The 22,411-nt window shown below is 64.6% G+C and carries 21 protein-coding genes; 1 reads left to right on the top strand and 20 read right to left on the bottom strand.

Features of this window, described 5'->3' with window-relative positions; all coding sequences use genetic code 11:
* Nucleotides 1-53: 53 nt before the first annotated feature.
* From pyrF to pyrR, 7 genes are read right to left on the bottom strand one after another with little or no spacing between them, the layout of a single operon-like run.
* A complete protein-coding gene (gene pyrF, locus ACH488_RS00820; RefSeq protein WP_397321652.1) occupies nucleotides 54-923 on the bottom strand; it encodes an orotidine-5'-phosphate decarboxylase in 870 nt (289 codons plus the stop codon).
* Nucleotides 916-4,224, bottom strand: coding sequence for a carbamoyl-phosphate synthase large subunit (gene carB / locus ACH488_RS00815; protein WP_397321651.1), 3,309 nt, complete (start codon nucleotides 4,222-4,224; stop codon nucleotides 916-918). Before carB ends, pyrF begins: the two co-directional genes overlap by 8 nt.
* Complete coding sequence (gene carA, locus ACH488_RS00810) at nucleotides 4,224-5,468, bottom strand: glutamine-hydrolyzing carbamoyl-phosphate synthase small subunit (protein WP_397321650.1); 1,245 nt, start codon at nucleotides 5,466-5,468, stop codon at nucleotides 4,224-4,226. The genes carB and carA overlap by 1 nt, the downstream gene beginning before the upstream one ends.
* Nucleotides 5,449-5,970, bottom strand: coding sequence for a hypothetical protein (locus tag ACH488_RS00805; protein ID WP_397321649.1), 522 nt, complete (start codon nucleotides 5,968-5,970; stop codon nucleotides 5,449-5,451). The genes carA and ACH488_RS00805 overlap by 20 nt, the downstream gene beginning before the upstream one ends.
* A complete protein-coding gene (locus tag ACH488_RS00800) occupies nucleotides 5,970-7,319 on the bottom strand; it encodes a dihydroorotase (protein ID WP_397321648.1) in 1,350 nt (449 codons plus the stop codon). Before ACH488_RS00800 ends, ACH488_RS00805 begins: the two co-directional genes overlap by 1 nt.
* Nucleotides 7,319-8,329 carry an aspartate carbamoyltransferase catalytic subunit gene (locus tag ACH488_RS00795; RefSeq protein WP_397321647.1) on the bottom strand — a complete coding sequence of 337 codons (1,011 nt, stop codon included), beginning with the start codon at nucleotides 8,327-8,329 and terminating at the stop codon, nucleotides 7,319-7,321. The genes ACH488_RS00800 and ACH488_RS00795 overlap by 1 nt, the downstream gene beginning before the upstream one ends.
* Entirely contained in the window at nucleotides 8,326-8,910 is a 585-nt protein-coding gene (gene pyrR, locus ACH488_RS00790; RefSeq protein ID WP_397321646.1) for a bifunctional pyr operon transcriptional regulator/uracil phosphoribosyltransferase PyrR, read from the bottom strand. The genes ACH488_RS00795 and pyrR overlap by 4 nt, the downstream gene beginning before the upstream one ends.
* A gap of 156 nt (nucleotides 8,911-9,066) precedes the next feature.
* On the opposite strand from pyrR, the gene ACH488_RS00785 reads away from it, so the two are divergent.
* Nucleotides 9,067-10,389, top strand: coding sequence for a PrsW family intramembrane metalloprotease (locus tag ACH488_RS00785; protein WP_397321645.1), 1,323 nt, complete (start codon nucleotides 9,067-9,069; stop codon nucleotides 10,387-10,389).
* Here the strand turns inward: ACH488_RS00785 and nusB are convergent.
* From nusB to rpsD, 13 genes are all read right to left on the bottom strand, one after another.
* A complete protein-coding gene (gene nusB / locus ACH488_RS00780; protein WP_397321644.1) occupies nucleotides 10,386-10,796 on the bottom strand; it encodes a transcription antitermination factor NusB in 411 nt (136 codons plus the stop codon). The two genes, ACH488_RS00785 and nusB, sit on opposite strands and share 4 nt — an antisense overlap.
* Entirely contained in the window at nucleotides 10,796-11,359 is a 564-nt protein-coding gene (efp, locus tag ACH488_RS00775; protein ID WP_021470603.1) for an elongation factor P, read from the bottom strand. Before efp ends, nusB begins: the two co-directional genes overlap by 1 nt.
* Before the next feature lie 164 nt (nucleotides 11,360-11,523).
* Entirely contained in the window at nucleotides 11,524-12,045 is a 522-nt protein-coding gene (locus ACH488_RS00770; protein WP_397321643.1) for a tetratricopeptide repeat protein, read from the bottom strand.
* On the bottom strand, nucleotides 12,042-13,133 hold the full coding sequence (gene aroB / locus ACH488_RS00765) for a 3-dehydroquinate synthase (RefSeq protein WP_397321642.1): 1,092 nt from the start codon (nucleotides 13,131-13,133) through the stop codon (nucleotides 12,042-12,044). Before aroB ends, ACH488_RS00770 begins: the two co-directional genes overlap by 4 nt.
* A complete protein-coding gene (locus ACH488_RS00760) occupies nucleotides 13,130-13,696 on the bottom strand; it encodes a shikimate kinase (protein WP_397321641.1) in 567 nt (188 codons plus the stop codon). Before ACH488_RS00760 ends, aroB begins: the two co-directional genes overlap by 4 nt.
* Nucleotides 13,696-14,895, bottom strand: coding sequence for a chorismate synthase (aroC, locus tag ACH488_RS00755; RefSeq protein WP_397321640.1), 1,200 nt, complete (start codon nucleotides 14,893-14,895; stop codon nucleotides 13,696-13,698). Before aroC ends, ACH488_RS00760 begins: the two co-directional genes overlap by 1 nt.
* 26 nt (nucleotides 14,896-14,921) lie before the next feature.
* Nucleotides 14,922-15,776 (bottom strand): shikimate dehydrogenase family protein, encoded by an 855-nt coding sequence (locus ACH488_RS00750; RefSeq protein ID WP_397321639.1) that lies wholly within the window; start codon nucleotides 15,774-15,776, stop codon nucleotides 14,922-14,924.
* Nucleotides 15,773-17,524: an endolytic transglycosylase MltG gene (gene mltG / locus ACH488_RS00745; protein ID WP_397321638.1), complete on the bottom strand. Its 1,752-nt coding sequence runs from the start codon at nucleotides 17,522-17,524 to the stop codon at nucleotides 15,773-15,775. The genes ACH488_RS00750 and mltG overlap by 4 nt, the downstream gene beginning before the upstream one ends.
* On the bottom strand, nucleotides 17,521-18,111 hold the full coding sequence (gene ruvX, locus ACH488_RS00740; RefSeq protein WP_397321637.1) for a Holliday junction resolvase RuvX: 591 nt from the start codon (nucleotides 18,109-18,111) through the stop codon (nucleotides 17,521-17,523). Before ruvX ends, mltG begins: the two co-directional genes overlap by 4 nt.
* A gap of 1 nt (nucleotide 18,112) precedes the next feature.
* A complete protein-coding gene (alaS, locus tag ACH488_RS00735) occupies nucleotides 18,113-20,791 on the bottom strand; it encodes an alanine--tRNA ligase (protein WP_397321636.1) in 2,679 nt (892 codons plus the stop codon).
* Between the two features lie 114 nt (nucleotides 20,792-20,905).
* On the bottom strand, nucleotides 20,906-21,130 hold the full coding sequence (locus tag ACH488_RS00730) for a DUF6167 family protein (protein WP_397321635.1): 225 nt from the start codon (nucleotides 21,128-21,130) through the stop codon (nucleotides 20,906-20,908).
* 21 nt (nucleotides 21,131-21,151) lie between these two features.
* Nucleotides 21,152-21,526 (bottom strand): DUF948 domain-containing protein, encoded by a 375-nt coding sequence (locus ACH488_RS00725; RefSeq protein WP_397321634.1) that lies wholly within the window; start codon nucleotides 21,524-21,526, stop codon nucleotides 21,152-21,154.
* Nucleotides 21,527-21,715: 189 nt separating this feature from the next.
* The gene (gene rpsD / locus ACH488_RS00720; protein ID WP_387437188.1) at nucleotides 21,716-22,336 is read right to left on the bottom strand and encodes a 30S ribosomal protein S4; all 621 of its coding nucleotides are present in this window, start codon (nucleotides 22,334-22,336) and stop codon (nucleotides 21,716-21,718) included.
* Nucleotides 22,337-22,411: the final 75 nt, after the last annotated feature.

Genomic DNA, 22,411 nt, shown 5'->3' with positions numbered 1-22,411 from the left:
AGAGGAACTGTGACACGGATCACGCGACTGATGCTGAACCTACCGGCAGCAGCCTAGGCGCGCAAGCCGCCCAGGGTTTCCTCTGTTGCCACCCGAAGGGCAGCGACCGTGGGTCCGGCTGCGAGGATCCCGCGGCTGGACGTTGCAAGGACCGCCGGGTAGGCCGAACCGAACGTCGCGCGCAGGTCCGCCGGAGTGGCTCCCTGGGCGCCCAGGCCGGGAGCCAGGATCGCGCCCTTGACCGGCCCAAGATCGATTCCAAGGTCCTCAAGGGCGGAACCGATCGTAGCCCCAACCACCAGGCCAACCGATCCCAAGGCACCCGCGTAGCGTGCATTTTCTTCAGCAGCCGCAGCAATAATCCGCCGGGCTACCGAGTCATCTCCGCCAACATGCTGGACGCTCTTGCCTTCCGGATTCGACGTCAGGGCAAGCACGAACACTCCCCTGCCGTACTCGGCCGCAAGATCCAAGGCCGGACGCAAGGACTCAAAGCCCAGGTACGGGCTCAACGTCACCGAGTCGGCCGCCAGGGAGGAGCCGTCACGGAGCCAGGCATCCGCGTACGCCGCCATGGTGGAGCCGATGTCTCCGCGCTTGGCGTCGGCGATGCTCAAGACTCCGGCCTCTGCAGCGGCGGCCAGGGTGCGTTCCAGGACTGCCATGCCGGCGGATCCGTGACGCTCGTACAGCGCCACCTGCGGCTTGACCGCGGCAGCGAGGGAAGCCACCGCCTCCACCACCGTGAGCGAAAAGCGTTCCAGCCCGGCGGCGTCGTCGTTAAGTCCCCAGTCCGCCAACAACTGCGGGTGCGGGTCAATGCCCACGCACAACGGACCGCGGGCGTCCATGGCCGCAGCCAGCCGGGAGCCGAACGGCTCCCGGGCAGGCTGCTGTTCGGGTGTTACGCCGGACTCAGGCATTGGCGGCCTCAAAGGAAGCAGCCAGGTTTGCCGCGTGTTCCTGCAAGCTCGTCACGGACCACTCGTAGGTGCGCAGTGCTTCGATCGCCTGAACCGCAGCGTTGAACTCCGCCACCGTGGTGATGCAGGGAATGCCGATCGAGGTTGCCGCGGCCCGCAGCTCGTATCCATCGCTGCGAGCTTCGCCGCCGGACGGAGTGTTGAACACCATGTCGATTTCCCCTGCCACGACGAGGTCTGCGATGGTTCCCTCACCCTCGGCGCTGCTGCCCTCGGCCACCTTGCGAACGGGGGTTGCCTGGATTCCGTTGCGGCGCAGGACGTCCGCGGTTCCGCCTGTGGAGACAATCTCGAAGCCGAGGTCCGACAGGCGCTTGACGCCCATGATCACTGACCGCTTGTCCCGGTTGGCCACCGAAACGAAGATCTTGCCACCGGTGGGCAGGGCGTTGTTCGCACCCGACTGGCTCTTCGCGAAAGCCGTGTCGAAGTGCTTGTCGATGCCCATGACCTCGCCCGTGGAACGCATTTCGGGGCCGAGGAGGGAGTCCACCACCTTGCCCTCCGGAGTCCGGAAGCGGCTGAACGGCAGGACGGCTTCCTTGACGGCAACCGGAGCGTCGAGCGGAAGAGTGGAACCATCGCCGGACTCCGGCAGCATCTTGTACGCGGTGCGGAGCTGGTTGATGGTGACGCCCGTACCGATCAACGCGGCGGCCTTGGCCATCTGCACGCCCGTGGCCTTGGAGACGAACGGAACGGTGCGCGAGGCGCGCGGGTTGGCCTCGAGGACGTAGAGGACATCCGATGCCAGGGCGAACTGGATGTTGATCAGGCCACGGACACCTACGCCCTCGGCAATCGCGCGGGTGGCGGTGCGGACGCGCTCGATCACGTTGTTGCCCAGGGTGATCGGGGGCAGCACGCACGCGGAGTCACCGGAGTGGACTCCGGCTTCCTCGATGTGCTCCATGATGCCGCCCAGGTACATGTCCGTGCCGTCGAAGAGCGCATCGACGTCGATCTCCACCGCGTCTTCGAGGAAGCGGTCGATCAGCACCGGGTGCTCGGAGGTGATTTCCGTTGCGTTGGCGATGTAGCGGGACAGGTTGGCTTCGTCGTAGACGATCTCCATGCCGCGGCCGCCCAGGACGTAGGACGGACGGACCAGGACGGGGTAGCCGATCTCGTCGGCGATCTTCTTGGCGTCCTCGAAGGACACAGCCGTTCCGTTCTTCGGAGACGTCAGGCCGGCCTCATCCAGGACCCGTGCGAAGGCGCCACGGTGCTCTGCGAGGTCGATCGCTTCGGGCGACGTACCCAGGATGGGAACACCGGCGTCGGCCAGCTGCTGGGCCAGCTTCAGCGGGGTCTGGCCACCGAGCTGGACGAACACGCCCATGACGCCACCGGTGCGCTCCTCGGCGGCGATGACCTCGAGGACGTCCTCGAGGGTCAGCGGCTCGAAGTAGAGGCGCGTGGAGACGTCGTAGTCAGTGGAGACGGTTTCCGGGTTGCAGTTGACCATGACGGTCTCGTAGCCGGCCTTGCGCAGTGCCATGGAAGCGTGGACGCAGGAGTAGTCGAACTCGATGCCCTGGCCGATGCGGTTGGGCCCGGAGCCGAGGATGATGACGGAGGGCTTGGAGTGCAGGCCCACCTCGTCTTCCTCGTCATAGGCCGAGTAGTGGTACGGCGTGTAGGCAGCGAACTCGGCGGCGCAGGTATCCACCGTCTTGTAGACCGGGCGGATGCCCAGGGCCTGGCGGACGCCGCGGACGACGGCCTCGGAATTGTGCGTGAGGGCACCGATCTGCTCGTCGGAGAAGCCGTGGCGCTTGGCGTTGCGCAGCATGTCCTCGCTCAGGACACCGGCCTTGCGGATCTCCTGGGCGGTTTCGTTCAGCAGCTGCAGCTGGTCCAGGAACCACGGATCGATCTTGGTTGCCTCGAAGAGCTGTTCAACGGTGGCACCGCCGAGGAGCGCCCGCTGGACCTGGTACAAACGATCGGTGGTGGGCCGCTTGGCCTTCTCGATGAGCTCAGCCACTTCGTACTCCGGAACGGAGCTGAAGTCCAACTGCGAGCCCTTCTGCTCGAGGGAGCGGAGGGCCTTCTGCAGGGCCTCGGTGAAGTTGCGGCCCATGGCCATGGCTTCGCCCACGGACTTCATGGTGGTGGTCAGCGTGTTGTCCGCCGCCGGGAACTTCTCGAACGCGAAGCGCGGAACCTTGACCACCACGTAGTCGAGCGTGGGCTCGAAGGATGCCGGGGTCTTCTGCGTGATGTCGTTGGGAATCTCGTCCAGCGTGTAGCCGAGGGACAGCTTGGTGGCGATCTTGGCGATCGCGAAGCCAGTTGCCTTCGAAGCCAACGCGGAAGAACGGGACACACGCGGGTTCATCTCGATGACCACCACACGGCCCGTGGCGGGATCGATGGCGAACTGGATGTTGCAGCCACCGGTATCCACACCGACTTCGCGGATCACGGCGATGGCCACGTCGCGGAGCTTCTGGTATTCGCGGTCGGTCAGCGTCAGGGCAGGTGCGACCGTGATCGAGTCACCGGTGTGCACGCCTACGGGATCGAAGTTCTCGATGGAGCACACAACAACGACGTTGTCGTTCTTGTCGCGCATCATCTCGAGTTCGTATTCCTTCCAGCCAAGGATGCTCTCTTCGAGCAGTACCTCGGTGGTGGGGCTGTACTGGAGGCCCTGGCCAACGATCCGGCGCAGGTCGTCCTCGTTGTACGCCAGGCCGGAGCCCAAGCCACCCATCGTGAAGGACGGCCGGACCACCATGGGGTAGCCGAGCTCCTCGGCGGCCTTGAAGGCCTCGTCCATGGTGTGGATGATGTGGCTGCGTGCCGATTCGGCGCCACAGCGTTCCACCACGCCCTTGAACTTCTCGCGGTCCTCGCCAAGTTCGATCGCGGCGATGTTGGCACCGATCAGTTCCACGTTGTACTTCTCCAGGACACCGTTCTTGTCCAGGGCGATCGCGGTGTTCAGTGCGGTCTGACCACCCAGCGTCGGCAGGACGGCGTCAGGACGCTCCTTGGCGATGATCTTCTCGACCACCTCGGGAGTGATGGGCTCCACGTAGGTGGCATCCGCGAACTCGGGGTCGGTCATGATGGTTGCCGGGTTGGAGTTGACCAGGATGACGCGCAGGCCTTCGTCCTTCAGGACACGCAGGGCCTGGGTACCGGAGTAGTCGAACTCGGCGGCCTGGCCGATGACGATCGGGCCGGAACCAATGACAAGGACGCTCTTGAGATCTGTACGCTTGGGCATTACTTCTGGTCCTCAGTCTTGGTGTCGGTGTTCTTTGCGGCGGTGGCGGCTTTCGTGTCGGCCATGAGGTCGATGAAGCGATCGAAGAGGTATGCGGCGTCGTGCGGGCCCGCAGCAGCCTCGGGGTGGTACTGGACCGAGAAGGCCGGGATGTCGAGGCAGGCGAGGCCTTCCACGACGTCGTCGTTCAACGAAACATGGCTCACCTCAACCCGGCCGTACCGCTCTTCCGGGGCCACAGTGGCGCCGTTCATGGGCGCATCCACAGCGAAGCCGTGGTTCTGGGAAGTGATCTCCACCTTGCCGGTGCGGCGGTCCATGACCGGCTGGTTGATGCCACGGTGTCCGTAGCGCAGCTTGTAGGTGCCGAAGCCAAGCGCGCGGCCCAGGATCTGGTTGCCGAAGCAAATGCCGAAGTACGGCAGCTTCTCGTCCAGCACCGAACGGAGCAGGGTCACCTGGTGGTCGGCGGTGGCGGGGTCGCCGGGGCCGTTAGACATGAAGAAGCCATCTGGGCTGACGGCGTTGACGTCCTCGAGCGTGGCGGTGGCAGGGAGGACGTGCACGCGGACGCCGCGCTCGGCGAAGCGGACGGGCGTCATGGCCTTGATGCCGAGGTCCACTGCCGCGATGGAGAACCGGGGTTCGCCATCCCAGCCGTGGTCCTTGGGCTCCACCACGTAGGCTTCGTCGATGCTGACTTCCTCCGCCAGGGCAGCGCCTTCCATGGGGGCGCTGGCCAGGACGGTCTCCAGCAGTTCCTTGTCCGAGGCCTGGGCGGCCTCGCCGGAGAAGATGCCGGCGCGCATGGTCTTGTGCTCACGCAGGTGGCGGGTAATGGCGCGGGTGTCCACGCCCTGGATGCCCACGATTCCCTGCTCCACCAGTTCGGCGTCCAAGGAACGCTCCGAGCGCCAGTTGGAGGGGCGGCGTGCGGCATCGCGCACGATGTAGCCCGCAACCCAGATCTTGCGGGACTCAGCGTCTTCGTTGTTGACGCCGGTGTTCCCGATGTGCGGGGCCGTCTGAACCACCAGCTGGCGGGCATAGGAGGGGTCCGTGATGGTCTCCTGGTAGCCGGTCATGCCGGTTGCGAAGACGGCTTCACCGAGGGCAGTGCCCTGGGCGCCGTAGCTCCGGCCGCGGAACATGCGGCCGTCTTCGAGCACCAGAACGGCTGCTGAGGGGGTTGGTGTGGTGGCTGCGTTACTGTCCGTCACTTTATTACTTTCCACTATCGGCATCTGCCTGAGGGGCTGCGGAGATCAATTCTTGAAGGGCTTCGAGGAGGAGTTGCTGGTCTGCGGATTGCCTGGATCGGAAGCCGGTATCCAGTTCCCGGTCCCCCAGCTTCCAGCTGATGACCAGGAGTCCGTCCTTCTCGACGAACTTGCCGGCCATTCCGGCGTCCCTGCGGACATCGGTCACGGCCGCGCGGGGGATGAACAACGGAGCTGCTCCGGGGCGGTCGAACAGCACGCCTTCGGCGTGGATGCTCAACTCGGCGTTGGTCCGGATTCCCAGTCCCTGCACGGCAATGCGGTCCAGCCAGTCGCCTGCCGTGGTGGTCGCAACATACTGTCCCTCGGCCACCACTGCGGCCGGTTCCAGTTGCTGCGGCACGGCCGGGAGGCGTTCGACGTCGGACTGTCGCCTGAGGCGGTTCCGCCACCCCAGCCCGATCATCGCCAGGATGACGACGATCAAAGCCACGGTGATAACCGCTGAGAGGGTCTGGGTGTCCATCAGGCGCCGCTGACCGCCGCGGCAGGTGTGTCGAGGTTTCCCGGGTACCGGTAAGGCGTGTTCAGCTGGCCGTCGAGGACCGTCGGGTGGCCTTTGAAGAACGTGGCAACGACTGATCCGGGCAGTTCCTTGCCCTTGAACGGTGAATTGCGGCCCATGGTGGCCATTTTATGGGGGTCCACCGTCCAACGCGCAGCGGGGTCCACCAGGATGACGTTGGCCGGTTCACCTTCGGCCAAGGGACGGCCCTGGTCGGCGACCCGGCCGATCTGTGCCGGGGTGAAGGAGGTAACCCGCGCGAAGTCGGCCCATGTCATGAGGCCGGTTTCGATCATGGTTGCCTGCACCACGGAAAGCGCGGTCTCCAGGCCCGTCATGCCCATGGCGGCCTGCGCCCACTCGCATTCCTTGTGCTCGCTCGGGTGCGGTGCGTGGTCCGTTCCCACCACATCGATGGTTCCGTCGGCCAGGCCTTCGCGGAGCGCTTGGACGTCCGCGTCCGTGCGCAGCGGCGGGTTGACCTTGAACACGGGGTCGTAGCTGCGGACCAATTCGTCGGTGAGGATGAGGTGGTGCGGGGTGACTTCCGCCGTGACGTTGATGCCTCGGGCCTTGGCCCAGCGGACGATTTCCACGCTCCCTGCCGTTGACACGTGGCAGATGTGCAGGCGGGAACCCACATGCTGGGCCAGCAGGACATCGCGGGCGATGATGCTTTCTTCGGCGACAGCCGGCCAGCCGGCCAGTCCCAGGACGGCCGAGACGGCGCCTTCGTTCATCTGTGCCCCGGCGGTAAGGCGGGGTTCCTGCGCATGCTGGGCCACCACGCCGTCGAACGCTTTGACGTATTCCAGGGCACGGCGCATGAGGACGGGGTCGTGGACGCAAATGCCGTCGTCGGAGAACATCCGCACCTGGGCGCGGGAATCGGCCATGGCGCCCAGCTCGGCAAGCTGCTCGCCTGCAAGTCCCACGGTGACGGCACCTACCGGGCGGACGTCCACCCAGCCCGAGGCACGGCCCAGGCTGTGGACCTGCTCCACCACACCGGCGGTGTCCGCCACGGGGTTGCTGTTGGCCATGGCGTGCACAGCCGTGAAGCCGCCCAGGGCTGCCGCACGGGTGCCGGTCTCAACGGTCTCCGCGTCTTCCCTGCCCGGTTCGCGGAGGTGGGTGTGGACGTCCACCATGCCAGGAAGGGCAATCAGGCCAGCGGCGTCGATGACGGTGGCGTCGCCAGCTGCCAGGTCCTTGCCGCGTGCTGCGATGATTCCGTCGCGGATCAGGAGGTCTTCAGCTTCGCCGCCAAGAATGGCGGCCCCGCGGATCAAGTAGGTATCACCGGACATCAGTTGTTCTCCTTGGTGGACGGGGTGGTTGCAGTGGGGGCTGCCTCGCGGGTGTCTCCCGAAAGCAGCAGGTAGAGGGCGGCCATGCGCACGGAAACGCCGTTCCTGACCTGGGCCAGCACGGTGGAACGGGGCGAGTCTGCGGCCGCCGAGGAGATCTCCAGGCCCCGGTTCATGGGGCCCGGGTGCATGATGATGGTGTCCTTCATGCCCAGGTCGTCCAGGGTTTTCAGGCGTGCGTCGTCGAAACCCCAGCGGCGTGAGTACTCACGGGTGGACGGGAAGAAGGAAGCGTTCATGCGTTCACCCTGGACCCGGAGCATCATCATGGCGTCCACACCCGCTTCGAGGGTCTCGTCCAGGTTGTAGCTGACCTTGCAGGGCCAGTGTTCGACGCCGATGGGCAACAAGGTGGGTGGCGCAACAAGCGTGACATCGGCGCCCAGGGTACGCAACAGCCACACGTTGGACCGGGCCACCCGGGAGTGCAGGACATCGCCGGCGATGGCCACCCGCATGCCTTTCAGGTCCGCGCCGGAGGAAGCAGTCCCGTTGATCTGCGACCAGTGGCGGCGCATGGTGAAGGCATCCAGCAAGGCCTGCGTGGGGTGTTCGTGGGTACCGTCTCCGGCGTTGATCACCGCCGCGTCGATCCAGTCCGTGGCGGCAAGCCGGTGCGGGGCCCCTGATGCCCAGTGCCTGATCACCACGGCGTCGGCACCCATGGCGGCCAGGGTCTGTGCCGTGTCCTTGAGGGATTCGCCCTTGGAGACCGAGGAGCCTTTGGCGGCAAAGTTGATGACGTCCGCGGACAAGCGCTTGGCCGCGGCTTCGAAGGAGATGCGGGTCCGCGTGGAATCCTCAAAGAAGAGGTTCACCACCGTGCGTCCGCGAAGGGCCGGAAGCTTCTTGACCTCACGGTCCCCCACGGCAGACATTTCCTCGGCCGTGTCCAGAACGCGGATGGCGTCCGCGGCGCTGAGGTTTTCTGTGGAAAGAAGATGCTTCACTTACCGGCCTCGATCACTACTTCGTTGATGGGTTCGCCGTCCACGGAATCGATCTCTTCGAGGCGCACGCGGACCTTCTCGGCTGATGACGTGGGAAGGTTCTTGCCCACGTGGTCCGCGCGGATGGGCAGCTCGCGATGACCACGGTCCACCAGGACTGCAAGGCGCACGATCCTGGGCCGTCCCAGGTCCACCAGGGCATCCAACGCTGCGCGGATGGTACGGCCCGAGTACAGGACATCGTCAATGAGGACAACAACTTTGTTGTCGATGCCGGAGAGGGGAAGGCGCGTGTGGTGCGGTGGACGCGTGGGCTGGTGCGAGAGGTCGTCACGGAACATGGTGACATCGAGCTGGCCGACAATCGTTTCGGCGTGGACCGCGGGATCGGCGGCGGCAATTTTGTTGGCCAGGCGCACGGCAAGTGGATAGCCGCGGCGGGGAATGCCCAACAGAACCAGGTCCTGGGAGCCTTTGTTGGCCTCGAGGATCTCATGGGCGATACGAGTGAGCGCACGGTCAATGTCCGCCTGGTTAAGAACAACCCTGGACGGAACCTGCGCTGAAGTGGCTTCAGTCATCGCTCGTCTCCCCTTTCCCCGCCTCACAGGACGGAATTAAAAAAGGAATATTTGCGTTTCAAAGCTACCACAGGCACCCCCGGCGCCCTCACCGCATGACCGGGGCAGCGGTGAGTTTAACCTCACATCCACAAAGCGTGGAATAGGCTCGGGAGCATGACCAGCAACCTTCCCGGCAGCCCCGGCGGCCCGCAGCAATATCCTGGGCCCATGCCGGGCGCGTCCCCGAATCCCACGTGGATCGGCAGGGTGCAGCCGGGCAACTACCAAACTGCCCCCGGGAATCCGGGCCCGCTTCCCCAACAATCCTGGGCCAACCCGGCCCGCGCCCAGCCCCGGCAAACATGGGGGTTGATCCCGCTTCTGCTGGTGGGCGCCGTCCTGGTTTTCGGAAGCCTCATCCTTGTTATCCCTTTCCTGCTGGGAAACACCGGCGTCACCGGTTTCGCGATCGGCTTTGTAGCTTCGCTGGTTCCGTTGTCCGTGGTGTTGTTGACCGTACGGTTCATTGACCGCTGGGAGCCCGAACCCAAGCGCCTGCTGTGGTTCGCGTTCACTTGGGGAGCCGCCGTATCCATTGCCGCGACGCTCTTGATCCAACCTGTGTTTGCCTTGGCAGCTCCCACCACCAGCGAAGAGGCCTTCACCTACTTCATGGCTACGGTGCAGGCGCCCATCGTGGAGGAGTTCAGCAAGTCCCTTGGCCTGCTGGTGCTCATCCTTGCGGCACGGAAGTATTTCGACGGTCCGGTGGACGGGGTGGTCTTCGCCTTCACCATTGCCGCCGGCTTCGCCTTCACGGAGAACATCCTGTACTTCGGACGCGAAATCGCCTCGTCCTCCGAGCCGGGAGCCGACCTGGTCCGGATCTTCATCCTGCGCGGGGTCATGTCACCCTTTGCGCACGCCATCTTTACCGGGACCACCGGGCTCATCATGGGTTTCGCCGCACGTAAATGGCACACCGGCTACGCGGTCCTGGCGTTCTTGGTTGGTTTGCTCCCCGCCATGTTCCTGCATAACCGCTGGAACAGCATGGGCCAGGACTTCCTGGCCGAGTATTTCGTGGTCCAGGTGCCGATCTTCCTGGTAGCCGCCGTGGGCATCATCCTGCTTCGCCTCGCCGAAGGAAAACTCACACGGCAACGCCTGCAGGAATATGCCGCCGCTGGTTGGTTCACTCCGGTGGAAGTGGAGATGCTGTCCACCGCCCGCGGCAGGAGGCAAGCCACCGGATGGGCGGCCAGCCGCGGCCGTTCGGCCCACATGCGGGCCTTCATCAAGGCCGCCACGGCTTTGGCTTTCACCCGCCAGCGGATCCTGAGCGGACGCGACGTCCAGCTCCATCAGAGGGACGAACTGGAGCAGCTGCGGACCATACCGCAGCTCCGCGCGGCCGTCCTGGGACAGGCATGCAAAAGGGCCCGTTTTCCGGCACGCACAGTGCGGGAAAACGGGCCCTTCACAGCTGGTGGCTAGGCCAGCAAAGATGGCTTGAGCTTCTGGAGCCGCCCGAGCAATCCGTTGATGAAGGCCGGCGATTCGTCAGTGGACATGGTCTTGGCCAGGGCCACGGCTTCGCTGACGGCAACCCCATCAGGAACGTCGTCGTTGTACAGCAGTTCCCAAGCGCCGATTCGCAGGATGATGCGGTCCACGGACGGCATCCGCTCCAACGTCCAACCCTGCGCGTAGGTCTGCAGGAATTCGTCGATGGTGGGCTGCATGGACACAACACCCTCCACGATTTCCACCGTGTACGGGTTAACAATGAGGTCAGTCTTCTCCCGGCGCGCCTTCAGCGCGTCGAAAGCCGAGACCGAGCGCTGCTCGGCTTCGAAGAGTACTTCCAGGGCCCTGTTACGGGCCTTACCGCGGGCGCTCACTAGTCGTTGACCCGGCCCAGGTAGCTGCCGTCGCGGGTGTCGACCTTGACCTTGGTGCCCTGCTCGACGAAGAGGGGAACCTGGATCTCGTAACCGGTCTCGACGGTTGCCGGCTTGGTGCCGGCGGACGAGCGGTCACCCTGGAGGCCAGGCTCGGTGTAGGTGATTTCGAGGACGACGCTCGGCGGGAGTTCGATGTAGAGCGGAGTGCCCTCGTGGATGGCGATGTTCACCATCTGGTTCTCCAGCATGAAGTTGGTGGCATCGCCCACAGTTGCGCCGGATACGTGGATCTGGTCGTAATCGGAGGTGTCCATGAAGACGAAGTCTTCGCCATCCTGGTACAGGTACTGGTAGTCGCGGCGGTCAACCGTAGCGGTCTCGATCTTGAGGCCGGCGTTGAACGTCTTGTCCACAACCTTGCCGGACATGACGTTTCGCATCTTGGTGCGTACGAAGGCGCCGCCCTTGCCCGGCTTGACGTGCTGGAACTCAATGACGTTCCAGAGCTGGCCCTCGAGCTTCAGTACGGTTCCGTTCTTGATGTCGTTTGTGGTTGCCACTCGTATCCTCTGGTTTCTCTCACTGGTCAAAGCTAAGTTCTAGCTTCCAGCCGTATGCCAAGCCGGCATGCCACAATGGCTGGCCAGCGCGTATTTATCAAAAATCCAAGAACCATTCTACCGGCAAATGGACAGTGGCCCGTCAATGGCCAGCAGGAGGCGTCCTAGGAAGCCACTTCCACCACGTCGCGGGCACGCTGCAGGGCCACAGCGGAGGAATAGATCAAGGCCGCGTCGGCCGCCATGGCTACCCGCAGGTCCAGGGCCTTCGCGAACTCCTCCGAAGCCGCCGCGGCGTTGCCACTGACGAAGTAGGCACGCCCAAGGTACTGATGGACCACCGCTTCCTTGGAGCTGCCGTGGACTTCATTAAGGAGTTGGCGGAACAGCTGGACGGCACGGTCATGCCTGTTGGTGGCACGGTGGACTTCGGCTTCGAAGATCCGCAGGCGGAACGACTCGGGGTCCTTGTAGCGTGCCTCGGCGAGCAATTCGGCGGCTTCCTTGGGCTGGTTCTCCAGCAGGAGGGCCATGATGCGGTCGGCTGGGTCTTCGGACACAGCGAGGGCGGACTCCATTGCGTCCTCGTTGACCACCACTGGGAGGAGGGTGTCCGGGTTCATCCGGACTCCGGGGAAGCCGGCTGTTGGCCAGTCGCTGATGCCTTCGCTGAGGGTGGCCGTCATGATGCGATCTCCTGGTAGGCGGCAAACAGCAGTGAGGTGTCCGGAACATCCAGGATGCCGGGCTTGGCAACCCCGTCCAGGACCACGAAACGAAGAAGGTCGCCGCGGGACTTCTTGTCGCGCCGCATGCCGTCCAGCAAACCCTGCCAGCGGTCCTTGCGGTAGGTGATGGGCAGGCCCAGGCTTTCCAGGATGGTCCGGTGCCTGTCTGCGTCGGCATCCGGGAGGCGCCCAACGCTGCGCGAGAGCTCGGCTGCGAACATCATGCCGACGGAGACCGCCGCGCCATGCCGCCAGGAGTAGCGCTCCACGAGTTCAATGGCATGACCCAGGGTGTGGCCATAGTTGAGGATCTCACGCAGCCCGGATTCCTTGAGGTCCTGGGACACTACGTTGGCCTTGACCGCAATGGCCCGCTCGATCAGTTCCCGGATCACCGCCGATCCCGGATCCGTTACTGCGTCCGTGTTCTTCTCCACGAGGTCCAAAATGGCTGGGTCCGCGATGAAGCCACATTTGATGACTTCGGCCATGCCGGAAACGAGTTCGTTCCTGGGAAGTGTCTGCAGTGTGTCCAGGTCGGCAAGGACAGCGGCAGGCGGGTGGAACGAACCCACGAGGTTCTTGCCTTCCGCGGTATTGATGCCGGTCTTGCCGCCAACGGAAGCGTCCACCATGCCGAGCAGGCTGGTAGGCATGTGGATGACCTTGACACCGCGCAGCCACGTGGCAGCAACGAATCCGGCCAGGTCCGTGACCGCACCACCGCCAACGGCGACGATTGCGTCTGACCTTGTGAAGTCGTTTTGCCCCAGCACCTGCCAGCAGAAGGCAGCTACCTGGATGTGCTTGCCCTCTTCGGCATCGGGGATCTCGGCCGTCAGGGCCGTGAAGCCGGCGCCTTCAAGTTCGTCGCGGACGGTATCGCCGGTCAGCCGAAGGGCCCTGGGGTGGATTACCAGGACACGGCGGACGCGCTCACCAAGTTTGGCTGGAAGTGTTTCCAGCAGTCCCTGTCCCACCACGACGTCGTAGTTGTCCGAGGCGTTTTGCCCGGTGACCTTGATGACAGTTGCTTCGTTGCTCACTTTTCAACTTCCTCTTTCAAGGCTGCGTACTCGCGCAGCTGCTCCTCCAGCAGGAGGGCGATTTCCGCCACGGATCCCGACCGTACATCCAGGACGATGTTGGCGAGGCGCTCGTAGACGGGCTTCCGGGCAGCGAACAATGCCTCCCAGCGGGACATCGCGTCCCCCTGCAGCAAGGGGCGGCCGGTGTTCCGTGCGATGCGGTCTGCGACGGTTTCGGCATCGCATTCCAGGTACACAACGGTGCATTCTTCAAGCAACTGCTGTGTCCCCGAATCAAGGACGGCTCCCCCACCGAGCGAAATGATGGCGGGCAGTACCTTGGCGGAATCAATGGCCTTGGCCACTGCCCGCGCTTCGAGTTCACGGAAGGCGTGTTCGCCGCGGCCCGCGAAGATGTCTGCGATGCTGCCGTGCGCGGCCACCACAACGGCGTCCGTATCCACGAAGGGTATGTCCAACTGTTGCGCCAACTGCACGCCGATGGCGGATTTTCCTACCGCCATCGGACCAACCAGGACAACGGGACGGCCGATGCGGCCGCCCTGGATCGCGCCCGCCACTACCGGCCGACCGAGTCCAGGGTAGCCGGGATGCTGTCCAGGTAGCTCTGCAGGTTGCGGGTGGTCTCTGCCACGGAGTCGCCGCCGAACTTTTCGGTGATGGCCTCGGCCAGCACCAGCGCCACCATGGCCTCGGCAACGACACCTGCCGCCGGCACCGCACACACGTCCGAACGCTGGTGGTGGGCCTTGGCCGGCTCACCGGTGCTTACATCGATGGTGCGCAGGGCGCGCGGAACGGTGGCAATGGGCTTCATGGCAGCACGGACCCGCAGCACTTCACCAATACTCATGCCGCCTTCGATGCCGCCAGCGCGGTTGGTCTGCCGGATGATCTTGCCTTGCCCGTCCTTGACGATTTCGTCGTGGGCGGCCGATCCACGGCGCGCAGCGGTCAGGAAGCCGTCGCCAACTTCCACGCCCTTGATGGCCTGGATACCCATGAGGGCCGCCGCGAGGCGTGAATCGAGGCGACGGTCCCAGTGGACGTAGCTGCCGAGTCCCGGCGGGAGTCCATAGGCCAGGACTTCAACGACGCCACCGAGGGTTTCGCCCTCTTTGTGGGCAGCATCCACCTCAGCCACCATGGCGTCCGAGGTCTCGCGGTCGAAGCAACGCAGCGGGTCGGCATCCAGGGCGAGCACGTCGCCCGGAAGCGGCAGGGGCCGGCCTTCAGGCACGGAAACGCTGGCAATGGAAACGGTGTGGCTGACCAATTCGACGCCAAGTTGCTTCAGGAACTGCGCCGCAACCGTGCCCAGTGCCACGCGCGTGGCCGTTTCCCGGGCACTCGCCCGTTCAAGCACAGGACGTGCTTCATCAAACCCGTACTTCTGCATGCCGGTGAAGTCGGCGTGGCCCGGACGCGGACGCGTCAAGGGGGCATTGCGGGCCTGGTCCGCCAGAAGCTCCGGATCCACCGGATCCGCGGACATGATCTGTTCCCACTTGGGCCATTCGGTATTGCTCACCTGGATGGCAACGGGACCACCCTGGGTGACACCGTGACGGACACCACCCATGATGGTCACTTCGTCCTGCTCAAACTTCATGCGGGCGCCACGGCCATAACCAAGGCGGCGACGCGCCAACGCGTCGCGGATCTGCCCACTGGTGAGTTCAACACCGGCAGGCACGCCTTCAACTATTCCGACCAGAGCCGGACCGTGGGATTCACCGGCTGTCAACCAACGCAACATATAACCAATCCTGCCATGTAAGGCCTCTAGAACACTCGCCGGGGAAGCCCGACTGAGTCGCACATCACATCTATGACGGCGGCATCCACGTCGCATCCGCTGAAAAGGCGGATCTGTTCTGCCGCTTGGTACATCAGCATTTCGAGCCCAGGAACCACGGCACCGCCATGTCCATGCCACACCTCGGCAAGGCGGCTCGGCCAGGGGTCGTAGGCAACGTCCAGCAGCACCCCTCCCCCGGTTCCGGGCTGGTCCGCCAACTCGTCCGCCAGGGCATCGGCGGCACGCGGCGGGAAAGTGGAAATCACCAGGTCGCTCGCGGCCACCGCTGCTGCGGCTTCCGTGAGCGGACGGACCGCAAGGGAAATCCCGACGGCGGCCGCAGCGGCTTGGGCTTCGACGGCACGGGAGACATCGCGGACGAAGACATCGACGTGCCCCGCCCCCATCTCCTGCACCGCTGCGATTGCGGCAGCTGATGTTCCGCCGCCGCCCAGGATGGCCGCGTGGGGCGTCGTTGCCAGGCCGGCGTAACGGACTGCTTCAATGATGCCGGCGACGTCCGTGTTGTACCCCACCCGGCGGACGGAACCGCCGTCGTGCTCGAATGCCACGGTGTTGAGCACGCCCAAGTGGGCGGCAGCACCGCGGACCTCGTCCACCTCCGCCACCATTGCCGTCTTCAGCGGCATGGTCACGGACAAACCGCACCACGAGGCATCTCCGCGGACCGATTCCATGAAGGCCGGAAGCGATTCCACTGTCACGTCGACGGCTGAATAGCCGATGTCCACGCCAAGCTTGGCATACGCCGCGGAATGCATGGCCGGAGACTTCGAATGGGAGATCGGGTGGCCCAGGACGGCAGCCCGGCGGCTCACACACACCGTCCTGGATTGGCCGCACACCAGGCGTTGTATTGCTCGACATAGCCGCTGTGCTCCGACAACGTCTTGGAGAACTTGGTCTCCTTGGTGTCCAGGTTGATGGTCACCCAGTACAGGTAGTCGTTGGCAGTGGGCTTGGCGGCGGCATCGATCGCGGTCTTGCCCGGCGAACCGATGGGGCCCGCGGGTAGTCCAACATTCGCATACGTGTTGTAGGTGTTGGACTTGTCGGCCTTCTCTTCCTCCGTCAGGTGGAAGGACTTCTTCCCCAGGCCGTAGGTCACTGTGGCATCGGACTGGATGAGGCCGTTGGTTTCCTTGTTGTCCGGCTTGAGCCTGTTGTAGATGGCACCGGCCACGTTTCCGTAATCGGCCTGGCCACCTTCTGCCTGGACGATGCTCGCGATGGTCACCACGTCATACTGCTTGGCCTGGTCCGTGATGCCCTGAGCCTTGAGTTCGTCCAACGTCGCGGTGACGAGGGCCTGGATGATGTCCTTGCCGGACGTTCCCAGCGGGAAGCGGTACTCACCTGGCGCAAGGAAGCCTTCGAGGTTCTTCGCCTTGGCCGGCAGCCCGAACTGGCCGGGCGCCTGGTTGAACGCATTGAGTTGCTGGAGCGGGATGCCCGAACCCTTGGAGATCGCGTCGAGCGACTCGTTGATCCGTAGGCCTGCGCTCAAGGCAAAGTAGATGACTTTGGACGAATCCTTGTTGGCGAGAATTGCGACGGCATCGGAGTTCTTCATCTCTGTCTTGAAGGTGAAGTCGCCCGGAGACAAGACACCGCCTTCAGCCGTGAAGGCCTTCACGAAGCTGTCGGCATCGGCCACGACTTTCTTCGACACCATGTCGGCGGCAACCTGCTTGGGCCCCGCCCCTTCGGGCACCGTGACGGTGACCGACCCGGAACCCGGCCCCGGATAGTCGGTCACCTTGTCCATGCCCAGGAGGGGCTTGAGGAACTGGGCGCCGATCACGATGGCGGCCACGAAGACGCCGAGGGTGATGAGCAGGGCGAGCACCCGACGGCGGCGGCGTGCCTTGCGGACAGCTGCTTTACTCACCGGGGTCTCCATCGCCGGGATCAGCTCATGGGCGTGATCGTCGGGATGGTCTTCATGATGCCCGTCGTAGGCGTAATGAACATCGTGCCCGGCATGGATTTCCCCGCCGTGGTGGGCTTCGTGGTCCGCATAATCGTGGTGTCCATGGTCGGCGGCGTCGTTGCCATGGCTGGGACCGCCCTCAACGTGGCCTGCATAGGCCGGAGCCACGACGGGCATATGCGTGGTGGCATCGTGAGGCTCAGGCTCCTCCGCAATGGACGGAGCCGCTTCGGGTGCAGGCGGAACGGGATTCGGCGGATCCGCGGGCTGTGCTTGCGCGGCGGGACTGGGCTGTGCTTGCGCGGCGGGACGCTGCGCCGGCTCGGCTGGACGCGACCCTGGCTCGGCTGCCGGTGGGGCAGGCGCCGCTGCCGGTGGAGTGGGCTGGGCTGCGGGAGGTGCCACGTAGGGACGGTGCGCAGCTGCGGCATTGGGGACCGCAGGTACGGGACGGGGAAGTTCGGGCTCCACTTCCGGCGAAGCGCCCGCCTCACCTGGCGTGGCTTCGGGAACGGGCACCACGTTCTGGTTTTGCGTGGCCAGGAATCTTTCCCTGGCGCGCAACTCCTTGCGGGTCAGCGGCATGCCACCGCCCCCCGTACCGTTGGAGGGGTCGTTGTTGACCGGGCTCACAGTTGCAGTCCCCTCGTAGAAGAATCTGGATCACTGCCGGAGGCAGCCCGCAGCGTTGGGGCACTGCTGGGTGTTTCGGACTGCGCCCTCGCCTGCACGCGGCGGCCAACGTCCGTTCCTCTGGCTCTTTGCATGTCGATCGCGTGCTGAAGTATTCCAGCAGCAGCAACCTGATCAACCACTTTACGGTGGTTCTTGCTGCTCATGCCAGCTTCGTGCAGGTTGCGGTGCGCCGTCACGGTGGTCAACCGCTCATCCACGAGGTTGACGGGAACGTCCATTTCGGCGTGCAGCAAGGCGTCCGCCAACAGCTCGGCATACTCGGATGCCATCCGGGCCGATGCGCGCTCCTCGCCTTTCATGGTGCGCGGAAGGCCCACCACAACCTGGACCGCGCCAAGCTCCGCCACCTGCTTCACCACGACGCGGATGTCGGAGTTCTTTTTTGCGTCCCGTCCTACGGTCTTGAACGGGGTGGCAAGGATTCCGTCGGGGTCGCAGATGGCAAGCCCTACGCGGACGGTGCCGACGTCCACCCCCAGCTTGATGCCCCGGGGGTAGACGTCACCGCTGCTACTGGAACCCACCTCAGCGCTTGGCTATCGCGTCCACTACCGCTGCGAGGGCCTCGGAGACCTTCGCAGCGTCAGTACCACCGCCCTGGGCAACATCGTCCTTGCCGCCGCCGCCTCCGCCGAGGATGCCGGCTGCGAGGCGAACCAAGGCACCGGCCTTCACTCCGGCGTCGCGGGCGGCCTCGTTGGTGGCCACCAGGACCACGGGACGATCGTTGCTGACGCCTGCGACAGCCACCGTGGAGGCCTCGGAACCCAGGCGGTTCCGGAGGTCAAGGGCGAGGTTGCGGAGATCGTCCGCGCCGCCAACCTGACCGGCGTCATGGGCAATGACACGGACGCCCGCAGCGTCACGTGCGGTGCCTGCCAGGTTTGCCGCGGCTGCAGCAAGCTGTTCCTTGCGCAGGCGGTCAAGTTCCTTCTCGGTGGCCTTGAGTTTGTTCAAGGTGCTGGAGATGCGGTCTGCCAACTGGCCGGAGGGCACCTTCAGGAGTTCGGTCAGCTCGGTGACCAGGGCACGTTCGGCGGCAAGGTGGCGGAAGGCGTCCAGGCCCACGAAGGCCTCCACGCGACGGTTTCCGGAGCCGACGGACTGCTCGCCCAGCAGCGAGAGGCTGCCGATCAGGGAGGTGTTGGAGACGTGCGTGCCACCGCAAAGCTCCCTTGACCAGGCGCCGTCGATCTCCACTACCCGCACTTCGCTGCCATAGTTTTCACCGAACAAGGCCATGGCTCCGAGAGCCTTGGCCTCGGCGAGGCCCATCACCTTGGTTTCCACCCGGAAGTTGTTGCGGATGGCGATGTTGGAGACTTCCTCGATTTCCGAGCGCGTGGCCGAGCTGAGGCCTTCGCCCCAGGCGAAGTCGAAGCGAAGGTACCCGGCCTTGTTGAAGGAGCCGCGCTGGGTAGCTTCCGGGCCGAGGATCTGGTGCAGGGCCGCGTGCACAATGTGCGTTCCCGTGTGGGCCTGCTCTGCGGCGTGGCGGCGTTCACGGTCGACGGCGGCACGCACCAGGGCGTCGCCGGCAATCTCGCCTTCGCGCACGATTGCCTTGTGGACGCTCAGGCCCTTGACGGGCCGCTGGACGTCCAGGACCTCGACGACGAAACCGTCGCCGGTGATAAGGCCGGTGTCTGCCGACTGACCACCGGCCTCGGCGTAGAACGGGGTCTCGTTGAGCACGAGTTCGATTTCGTCGCCAGTCGACGCGTGGGCAACCCGCTGGCCGCCGCTGACGATGCCACGGACCCTGGACTCGCCTTCAAGCTCGTCGTAGCCGGTGAACACCGTGTCACCTTCGCCCAGCAGTTCCTGGTAGGCCGTGAGGTCGGCGTGGCCGCCCTTCTTGCCCTTGGCGTCGGCCTGGGCACGCTGGCGCTGTTCGAGCATGAGTGCACGGAATCCGGCCTCGTCCACCTTGAGTCCGGCTTCCTCGGCCATTTCAAGGGTGAGGTCGATCGGGAAACCGTAGGTGTCGTGCAGCGTGAAGGCGTCGGCACCGGAGAGCGGGACGCCGGCGGCCTTGGACTCAGCAACAGCATCTTCCAGGCGGGCAGTGCCTGAAGCGATGGTCCGGAGGAACGCCTTTTCTTCGGCGTAGGCAATGCGGCTGATGCGGGCGAAATCGGTCTCGACCACGGGGTAAACGCCCTTCATGGCGTCCCGGGAGACCGGCAGGAGCTCGGGGAGGCAGGCGTTCTCGACTCCAAGGAGGCGCATGGCCCGCACTGCGCGGCGGATCAGGCGGCGCAGGACGTACCCACGGCCCTCGTTGGAGGGTGCCACGCCATCGGCGATGAGCATGAGGGCTGAACGGATATGGTCGGCCACAACACGCATGCGGACGTCGTCGGTGTGGTGCGGATCTTCGTCGGTCTCGGCGGAGGTGTATTCCTTGCCGGACAGCTCGGCAGCCTTGTCGATCACTGGACGGACCTGGTCGGTCTCGTACATGTTCTCCACGCCCTGCAGGATCATTGCAAGGCGTTCCATGCCCAGGCCCGTGTCGATGTTCTTGTTGGGAAGTTCGCCAACAATGTCGAAGTCCACCTTGGAGCGGACGTTCTCGATCTGGTACTGCATGAACACGAGGTTCCAGATTTCGATGTAGCGGGTTTCGTCCGCGATGGGACCGCCCTCGATGCCGTACTCGGGACCGCGGTCATAGTAGATTTCCGAACACGGACCGGCGGGTCCGGGCTGGCCGGTGTGCCAGTAATTGTCGGACTTGCCCATGCGCTGGATGCGCTCAGCCGGGATGGCCGTGTTCTTGAGCCACAGCTCCTTGGCTTCGTCGTCCTCTTCGTAGACGGTGACCCACAGGCGTTCCGCCGGAAGCCCGTAGCCGCCGTCGTCCACGCTCTTGGTGAGGAGTTCGAAGGCGAACTTGATGGCGTCTTCCTTGAAGTAATCACCAAAGGAGAAGTTGCCGCACATCTGGAAGAACGTGCCGTGGCGCGCGGTCTTTCCGACTTCCTCGATGTCGCCGGTGCGGATGCACTTCTGGACGCTCGTGGCGCGGCTGTACGGCGGCTCTTCACGGGCAGTCAGGTAGGGAATGAACGGCACCATGCCGGCCACAGTGAAGAGAAGTGACGGGTCGCTGGAAACGAGCGACGCGGAGGGAACGGCTGTGTGGCCCTTACTGACAAAAAAGTCCACCCAGCGCTTGGTGATCTCCTGCGACTTCATTGGCTGATTACTTACCCTTCTCAATTCACTGCACACGTTGTGCGCGGTACCGGCTGATGCCGTTCCGCAGCTTTCCATTCTGCCCTGTTGCGGGCGCGGGGGCGAACCCGCCCGCTACCTGCGGACGGCGTCGTCGATGCCCAACGCCGCCCGGAGGTCCTCTTCGCGCTCGTGCATGCCCGCGCGCACCGCGTCGGCAAAGTCGAACAGCCCGTCGGCCAGCCGGCCAACGGCGCGGTTCAGGCCATCAGGCCCGATGGAGGCCTGCGCCTCGTTGAACTTCTTGAAGGCGATGACGCCGATCGCGACGCCAATGCCCATCCAGACAACTCTCTTCATGTGTGATGCCCTCCCGGGGAATCAGCGGCTGCGCCGGCCGGACGATGGGGTGCTCTTCCTGGCGAACGCGGAGCGGACACCATAGCTGAACGCGGCAACCTTGATCAGCGGTGAACCAACCGTGGCCGCCACGAGCGAAGACAGTGCCGAAATGTTGGCGGAGGCATCGGAAACGTTCGAGGCAATGCCGTCCACCTTCTTCAACTGCTGGTTGGTGGTGGACACCGTGGCCGTCACCTCGTCCATGAGGGGCGTGGCGCCGTCGCTGATGGAACGGATGGACGAGCGGACTTCGTCGAAAACTCCGCCGAGCTTCAAGATCGGCACAGCCAGCAACAGAACCAGGAGCGCGAAGACTCCTGCCGCAATCAGGCCGGCGATGTCGCCACCAGACATAGAACTCATCTCCTAGGATCGTTGCGCTGCCCGCGCCGGCCGTTTCCGGTTTGGCTGGGGCTTCCCCAAGTACCTTACAGACAAAAGGAGCCTCATCTCACCTGCGCAGGCAACACCGCATAGTCCAACCGCAAAGACAGAGAAGCCCGCGGCGTATGCCACGGGCTTCTCAGTGCGCTGCTGGAAAATTTAGCGAGCGTAGAATTCGACGACGAGCTGCTCTTCGCAGATCACGGGGACCTCGGAGCGCTTCGGGCGGCGAACCAGCTTTGCCTGCAGGGCGTCGATCTTGACATCCAGGTAAGCCGGGGTGGTGGCCAGGACGTGTGCACCGGCAGCTGCTGCCTGGAACGGTGCCATGACCTCGGAGCGGCTGTGGACGTGGATGAGCTGGCCTTCGCCGACGCGGAAGGACGGGCGGTCCACGCGGATGCCGTCAACCAGGATGTGGCGGTGCACAACCAGCTGGCGGGCCTGGGCGATGGTGCGGGCGAAGCCTGCACGGAGAACCAGGGCGTCCAGGCGCATCTCGAGCAGTTCAACCAGGTTTTCACCGGTCAGGCCCTTGGTACGGCGTGCTTCTTCGAAGGCACGGGTCATCTGGGCTTCGCGGATGCCGTACTGGGCGCGCAGGCGCTGCTTTTCACGCAGACGAACGGCGTAGTCGGAGTCCTGCTTCTTGCGGGCACGGCCATGCTCACCGGGGCCGTACGGGCGGCGCTCCATGTACTTGGCGGCCTTGGGGGTCAGAGCGATGCCGAGTGCACGCGAGAGGCGTGCGGTACGGCGAGCACGAGTGTTGTTAGCCACTTGTGTCCTTCCAAATTACTGCGGTGTATCAGTGTTCCTGGCCTCCATCAGGGAGAGCATCGGCCAACCGCTGCC

The organism is Paenarthrobacter sp. NPDC018779, from assembly GCF_044391085.1.
GTDB lineage: Bacteria > Actinomycetota > Actinomycetes > Actinomycetales > Micrococcaceae > Arthrobacter.
This window is presented reverse-complemented; position numbering and strand designations above follow the sequence as displayed.